The organism is Pseudomonas wayambapalatensis (genome assembly GCF_049942315.1).
GTDB lineage: Bacteria > Pseudomonadota > Gammaproteobacteria > Pseudomonadales > Pseudomonadaceae > Aquipseudomonas > Aquipseudomonas wayambapalatensis.
This window is the reverse complement of sequence record NZ_JBNFMU010000237.1, coordinates 100,444-107,203: the sequence shown is the minus strand read 5'-3', so window position 1 is coordinate 107,203 and position 6,760 is coordinate 100,444. Positions and strand designations below refer to the sequence as shown.

Annotated in this window: 6 protein-coding genes; all 6 read left to right on the top strand. The window is 65.3% G+C overall.

All coding sequences use genetic code 11. From position 1 onward, the window contains the following. Nucleotides 1-106: 106 nt before the first annotated feature. The 6 genes from msuE (at nt 107) to ACPZMI_RS25295 (ending at nt 6,705) form a co-directional block, all read left to right on the top strand. Nucleotides 107-667, top strand: a complete 561-nt coding sequence (msuE, locus tag ACPZMI_RS25320) for an FMN reductase (protein ID WP_054890659.1) — start codon at nt 107-109, stop codon at nt 665-667. A 9-nt stretch (nt 668-676) separates the two neighbouring features. Next, nucleotides 677-1,864 carry an acyl-CoA dehydrogenase family protein gene (locus tag ACPZMI_RS25315; RefSeq protein WP_186708137.1) on the top strand — a complete coding sequence of 396 codons (1,188 nt, stop codon included), beginning with the start codon at nt 677-679 and terminating at the stop codon, nt 1,862-1,864. Between the two features lie 10 nt (nt 1,865-1,874). Next, entirely contained in the window at nt 1,875-2,990 is a 1,116-nt protein-coding gene (locus ACPZMI_RS25310; RefSeq protein ID WP_426353284.1) for a sigma-54 interaction domain-containing protein, read from the top strand. A gap of 194 nt (nt 2,991-3,184) precedes the next feature. After that, nucleotides 3,185-4,537: a pyoverdine-tailoring dipeptidase-like protein PvdM gene (gene pvdM, locus ACPZMI_RS25305; protein WP_426353283.1), complete on the top strand. Its 1,353-nt coding sequence runs from the start codon at nt 3,185-3,187 to the stop codon at nt 4,535-4,537. 15 nt (nt 4,538-4,552) lie between these two features. Next, nucleotides 4,553-5,830: a pyoverdine-tailoring periplasmic protein PvdN gene (gene pvdN, locus ACPZMI_RS25300; RefSeq protein WP_288376652.1), complete on the top strand. Its 1,278-nt coding sequence runs from the start codon at nt 4,553-4,555 to the stop codon at nt 5,828-5,830. A 14-nt stretch (nt 5,831-5,844) separates the two neighbouring features. After that, the gene (locus ACPZMI_RS25295) at nt 5,845-6,705 is read left to right on the top strand and encodes a formylglycine-generating enzyme family protein (protein ID WP_426353282.1); all 861 of its coding nucleotides are present in this window, start codon (nt 5,845-5,847) and stop codon (nt 6,703-6,705) included. Nucleotides 6,706-6,760 lie beyond the last annotated feature (55 nt).

The window sequence follows — 6,760 nt, the reverse complement described above, 5'->3', positions numbered from 1 at the left end:
GGTTGTCGCAGAAAACGCGGCAACGCGTTGATTCAAAAGGCATCGAAACTTCGGCACGACGATTGCTCAAGCAAAGTCCCCCGCTCACCCGAACAGGAGACTCGCCATGAGCACCCCCTTGAACGTCGTTGCCCTCTCAGGTGGTACTTCCCGCCCTTCGCGCACCCTGGCATTGACCGAAGCCATCCTCGCCGAGCTTGGCCAGCATCTGCACATCCGGCCGCACCTCATCGAGCTGGGCGATATTGCCCGCCCACTGGGTGCTGCACTGTGGCGTAGCGAACTGCCCGACACCGTCGAGCAGCAACTGCAGCACATCGAACAGGCCGACCTGCTGGTGGTGACCACGCCGGTCTACCGGGGCAGCTTCCCGGGGCACTTCAAGCACCTGTTCGACCTGATCGGCCAGGACGCCCTGGTCGACACCCCGGTATTGCTGGCCGCAACCGGCGGCAGCGAGCGCCACGCGCTGGTGCTGGATCATCAGTTGCGCCCCCTGTTCAGTTTCCTGCAGGCACTGACCTTGCCCATCGGCGTCTATGCCAGTCAGGCCGAGCTGCAGGACTATCGCGTTTCCAGTGATGCCCTGGCTGCGCGCATCGGCCTGGCCGCCGAACGTGCCGTACCACTGTTCGCCCCCCACCATCAGCTGCGCAAGAGTGCCTGAGTGACCGCCATGAATGCACCCGTGACCCCCACCACGCGTCCGGCGCTTGCCATTGCCCGCGACCTGGCCGCCCAATTCGCCCTCACGGCTGTCGAACGCGACGAACGCGGCGGCACCCCCAAGGCCGAGCGTGATGCCCTGCGCGACAGCGGCCTGCTGTCACTGGCCATTCCCACGGCCTTCGGTGGCCAGGGCGCGAGTTGGCGCGAAACCTTCGATGTGGTGCGTGAGTTCGCCCGGGTCGACAGTTCCATTGCCCACGTGTTCGGTTTCCACCACCTGATGCTGGCCACCGTGCGCCTGTTCTCCCGCCCTGACCAATGGCAACCCTGGTTCGAGCAGACCGCGCGCAAGCATTGGTTCTGGGGCAATGCCCTCAACCCGCTGGATACGCGAACCCAGGCCAAGCATTTCGAGGGGTGGTGCGAATTCTCCGGCAAGAAGAGCTTCTGCTCCGGCGCCAGCGACTCGGAAATGCTCATCGCCTCGGCGGTGGACGAGCGCGCCGGCGGCAAGTTGCTGATCGCGGCAATCCCCAGTGGCCGTACCGGCATCAGCCTGCACGGTGACTGGGACAACATCGGCCAACGCCAGACCGACAGTGGCAGTGCCACCTTCGAACGGGTGCGGGTCGAGCACAACGAACTGCTGCTCGACCCCGGCCCGCTGAGCACGCCGTTCGCCGCCTTGCGTCCGTTGATCGCGCAACTGCACTTCGCCAACCTGTTCCTGGGTATCGCCGAAGGCGCCTTCGACGAAGCGCGCCAGTACACGCTGAAGGAGAGTCGCCCCTGGTTCCGTTCCAGCGCCAGTGAGAGCCGCGAAGACCCCTATGTGCTGCGCCACTATGGTGAGTTCTGGGTGGGTCTGGAAAGCGTGCGCCTGCTGATCCGCCGCGCCAGCGACCAGCTCGATGCAGCCTGGGCCCTCGAACACAACCTGAGCGCCGAGGCGCGTGGCGACCTGGCCCTGGCCATCGGCACCGCCAAGGTTGCCGCAACGCGCCACGGGCTGGACATCTGCAACCGCCTGTTCGAAGTCACCGGCGCCCGCGCCACCCATGCCTCACTGCGCTTCGACCGGCACTGGCGCAACCTCAGGACCCAGACCCTGCACGATCCGGTGGACTACCGCATCCATGAGCTCGGCGAGTGGGCGCTGAACGACAAACGCCCTGCCCCGTCCTTCTATTCCTAAAGGCACGTCCATGCAATTGCTGACCCTCCCCCCTTCACCGTCATTGGCTACCTCGATCAGGGCGACCGCACAGGTCTTCGAAGACCCCAGGTCGCAGGCGCTGCTCGCCCACCTGCAACAGGTCGCTCCCAGCGAGGCCAGCGTCCTGATCATTGGCGAGACCGGCACGGGCAAGGAGTTGGTCGCACGCCACATCCACAACCTCAGCGCTCGCCGCGACGGCCCGTTCGTTGCGGTCAACTGCGGCGCCTTTTCCGAGTCGCTGGTCGAGGCCGAGCTGTTCGGCCATGAGAAAGGCGCCTTCACCGGCGCCCTGGCGTCCAAGGCCGGCTGGTTCGAGGAGGCGAACGGCGGCACGTTGTTCCTCGATGAAATCGGCGACCTGCCGCTGCCCATCCAGGTCAAGCTGCTGCGCGTGCTGCAGGAGCGCGAGGTGGTGCGCCTGGGGTCACGCAAGAGCATTCCGATCAATGTGCGGGTACTGGCCGCCACCAACGTGCAACTTGAAAAGGCGATCAACGCCGGGCACTTTCGCGAAGACCTGTACTACCGCCTGAACGTTGTCACCCTCTCGCTGCACCCGCTGCGTGAGCGGCCGGGCGATATCCTGCCGCTGTCGCGCCACTTCATTCGCAGCTACAGCGAACGCCTGGGCTACGGCCCGGTGGAGCTGGCAGCCGACGCCCAGGCAAAGCTTGTGGCCTATAGCTGGCCGGGCAACATCCGCGAGCTGGAGAATGTGATTCACCACAGCCTGCTGACCTGCGGCGACGGGTTGATCCATGCCCGCGACTTGCGCCTGTCGAACCTGCGCCTGGAGCGTCAGGACGATCCGCCTTCGACGGCCTCTGCCAGCAGGGGCGGCGGCATCGATGAACTGCTGCAGCAGGCGTTCAGCCGGTTGTACGAGGAACAGCCGGGCGACCTGTACGAGAAGGTGGAGAATGCGTTGCTGCGCTCGGCCTATCGCTTCTGCCATTACAACCAGGTGCATACCGCGCAGTTGCTGGGGCTGTCGCGCAACGTCACGCGCACGCGGCTGATCGCCATTGGCGAGCTGGTGGTGAACAAGCGCCGCGCACCGGAGCAGCCGCTGGACAACCGGATGGTGCGCCTGTCGATCTGATCGCGTCATTGCCTGCGCCCATGGCCTTGCGCTGGCGAGGCCTGCGTCACCCGCCGTGGTGCGCTTTTCGCGGGTAAACCCGCTGCTGCACGTAAATCTCTCCCCACGCCATTCGTCCACCTGATACCCGAACCCTGCCCGGCGCCGCCCTTTGCCCGCCAGGCGGTTGCGATCAGCCCTGCAACGAGATGGCAATGACCAAGACCCGCTCCCGCAAAGCCCTGTACATAGGCCTGCCTCTGGCCCTGGTGGCCGCCCTGGGCAGTGCCGCCGGCTACTTCTACTGGCAACGCCAGGATGCCGGCTACCCGCACAAGATCGTCGAACAGGCCAACGCCCTGCATGAACACATGCTCTCGTTCGACAGCCATATCACGGTGCCGCTGGACTTGGGCAGCGCCGGCAACGAGATCGACAAGGATGGCCCGGGGCAGTTCGACCTGGTCAAGGCCAATCGCGGTCGTCTTTCCGGTGCGGCCCTTACCATCTTCGGCTGGCCAGAGATCTGGAACGGCCCCAACGCCCCGCACCGCCCAACCCCGGGCTTCGTCGACGAGGCGCGCCAGCAGCAGGAAGTGCGCTACAAGATCATCAGCGGCATGGTCCGCGACTTCCCCAACCAGGTCGGTATCGCCTATACCCCCGACGACTTCCGGCGCCTGAACGGCGAAGGCAAGTTCGCCATCTTCATCAGCATGCTCAACGCCTACCCGCTGGGCCATGACCTGTCCCAGCTCGATCTGTGGGCTGCTCGCGGCATGCGCATGTTCGGCTTCAGCTACACCGGCAACAACGACTGGGCCGACTCCTCGCGCCCACTGCCGTTCTTCAATGACACCGCCGACGCCCTGGGCGGCCTGTCGCCCTTGGGTGAGCAGGCGGTCAAGCGACTCAACGACCTGGGCGTGATCATCGATGTCTCGCAGATGTCGACCCTGGCCCTGGAAGACGTCGTGCGCCTGAGCCGCGCGCCAATCGTGGCCTCGCATTCCGCGCCACGGGCGCTGGTGGACATCCCGCGCAACCTCTCCGACAAGGAAATGCAACTGATCAAGGACAGCGGCGGCGTGATCCAGGTGGTCGGCTTCGGCCAGTACCTCAAGCCGCTGGAAAAGCCGGTGCTGGAAAAACTCGAGGCGCTGCGCGCGCGCTTCGACCTGCAGCCGCTGCAGGGCCTGGCCAATGCCTTGATGCCGGGCGATGCGGTGATCGCCATCTGGCCTGAGTCACGTTTCGGCGAGTACGCCAGCAGCCTGTACGGGATTCTTGAAGAAGAACCCAAGGCGACCCTCAAGCAGTACGCGGACGCCATCGACTACACGGTGAAGAAAGTGGGTATCGACCACGTCGGCCTCAGCTCGGACTTCAACGACGGCGGCGGCCTCGATGGCTGGAAGGATGTCAGCGAGACCCGCAATGTCACCGCCGAGCTGCTCAGCCGCGGCTACAGCGAAACCGATATCGCCAAACTTTGGGCGGGCAACTTCCTGCGGGTCTGGGACCAGGTGCAAAAAGCCGGTCAACCTGTCGCCACCACCCAACACTGATCAAGGCCTGCCCGCATGAGCAACCGTCGTACCTTTCTCAAGCAGGCCGGCCTGGTCGCCGCAAGCCTGCCGCTGCTGCCTGGCGCCCTGGCTGCAACCTCGTCGCCAGCAGCGCTCACCGGCACGGACAAATGGCGCAACCTGCGCACGTTGTTCCCGCTGGACCCGGACATTGCCCACTTCGCCAACTTCCTGGTCACCGCCCACCCGCGTCCGGTGCAGGAAGCGATCGACCGCCACCGCGCCGACCTCGACCGCAACCCCGCCGCCCTGATGGACTGGGAAAGCCAGTACGAATGGCAGCGCGAGGACGAAGTGCGTGACTGGGCCGCACGCTACCTGGAAGTCGGCCCGCGGCAGATTGCCCTGACCGGCAGCACCACCGAAGGCCTGGCCATGATCTATGGCGGCCTGCAGGTCGGCGCGAAGCAGGAAATCCTGACCACCGAGCACGAGCATTACTCCACCCACAAGACCCTGGCTTTCCGTACCCAGCGCCAGGGTACGCAGGTGCGCAAGATCCGCCTGTTCGACAACCCCTGGGAGGTGTCCACCGACCAGGTGCTGACCACCCTGGAGCGCAACATCCGCCCCGAGACCCGCGTGCTGGGCATGACCTGGGTGCACTCGAGCAGCGGCGTCAAGCTGCCGGTCGGCGAGATCGGCGAACTGGTGCGCCGTCACAACCGCGACCGCAGCGAGGCCGAGCGCATCCTCTACGTGGTCGATGGCGTGCATGGCTTCGGCGTGGAAAACCAGCGCTTCGCCGACTTCAACTGCGACTATTTCATCGCCGGCACCCACAAGTGGATGTTCGGCCCGCGCGGCACCGGCATCATCTGCGCAGCCTCGACCAGCATGGATCACCTCACCCCCAGCGTCGCCACCTTCTCCCGCGATGAAGACTTCGCCACCATCATGACCCCAGGCGGCTACCACGCCTTCGAATACCGCTGGTCGCTGGGCGAGGCGTTCAAGCTGCACCTGCAACTGGGCAAGGCCGATGTGCAGGCGCGCATCCACCAGCTCAACGCCCGGCTCAAGGAGCGCCTGCTTGAAGATCGTCGCATCGAGCTGGTGACGCCTCGCAGCGCGCAGTTCTCGGCAGGTTTCACCTTCTTCCGTGTGCCCGGCAAAGACCCTGATGCCTTCGCCGCCAAGCTGATCGCCGGCAAGGTGATGTGCGATGCCGTCGAACGCGACGTTGGCCCTGTCATCCGCCTGGCGCCAGGCCTGCTCAACGACGAGCAGCAGATCGACCGGGTCATGAACCTGATTACCCAGCAACTTTGAACAAGGCATCTCCCATGAGCGCACCTCTGCACCGCCTCACCCTGGCCGCCGTGCTGGCCGCCTGCAGCCTGCCGGCCCTGGCCGCGCAGCCGTCGGACAAGCCCGGCACAGTGTTCCGCGACTGCGACAAGACCTGCCCGGAAATGGTCGTGCTGCCTGCCGGCACCTTCACCATGGGCACCCCGCCCGACGAGATGGGCCGCCAGGACGACGAAGGTCCACAGCACCCGGTGACTTTCGCCAAGCCGTTCGCCATCAGTCGCTTCCAGATCACCGCCGGTGAATGGGCCGACTACCAGAAGGCCACTGGCATCGTCATCGCCGACGGCGACGATCGTCATGGGCGGCGCTGCACCAACAGCAAGCCCAGCTACCCGCAAGGCCCTCGCCAGCCGGCGGTGTGCATGAGCTACGTCGACATCGAGCGCTATGTCGCCTGGCTGTCGAAGAAGACCGGCAAGCGCTACGCCATGGTCAGCGAAGCCCAGCGCGAATACGCCGCACGCGGCGGCAGCACCGGCATGTTCCCGTTCGAGCCGGACGCCAACTTCGAGATCAGCAAGAACGCCAACGTCTACGGCCCCAAGGATGGCTACAGCTTCAGCTCGCCGGTCGGCAGCTTCCCGGCCAACGCCTTCGGCGTATACGACATGCACGGCAATGTCTACGAATGGGTCGCCGACTGTTACCACGACAGCTATTTCGGCGCCCCCGCCGACGGCAGCGCGCGCACCGAGGCGGGCTGCAAGCAGATCTCCATCCGTGGCAACGACTGGGGTGAAGCGCCGATCTTCTCGCGTTCAGGCAACCGCAACACCACGGTACGCGAAGACCGTGGCGACTGGCTTGGTTTCCGGGTAGCCCGCGAGCTCTGAGACGCCACGCGGCGGTAAATTCTCCCACCCCCGGCTCGTTCCTATCGGTGTACTT

Coding starts and splice junctions, on each gene's coding strand:
- msuE (WP_054890659.1), top strand. CDS start 107: ATGAGCACCCCCTTGAACGTCGTTGCCCTCTCAGGTGGTACTTCCCGC.
- ACPZMI_RS25315 (WP_186708137.1), top strand. CDS start 677: ATGAATGCACCCGTGACCCCCACCACGCGTCCGGCGCTTGCCATTGCC.
- ACPZMI_RS25310 (WP_426353284.1), top strand. CDS start 1,875: ATGCAATTGCTGACCCTCCCCCCTTCACCGTCATTGGCTACCTCGATC.
- pvdM (WP_426353283.1), top strand. CDS start 3,185: ATGACCAAGACCCGCTCCCGCAAAGCCCTGTACATAGGCCTGCCTCTG.
- pvdN (WP_288376652.1), top strand. CDS start 4,553: ATGAGCAACCGTCGTACCTTTCTCAAGCAGGCCGGCCTGGTCGCCGCA.
- ACPZMI_RS25295 (WP_426353282.1), top strand. CDS start 5,845: ATGAGCGCACCTCTGCACCGCCTCACCCTGGCCGCCGTGCTGGCCGCC.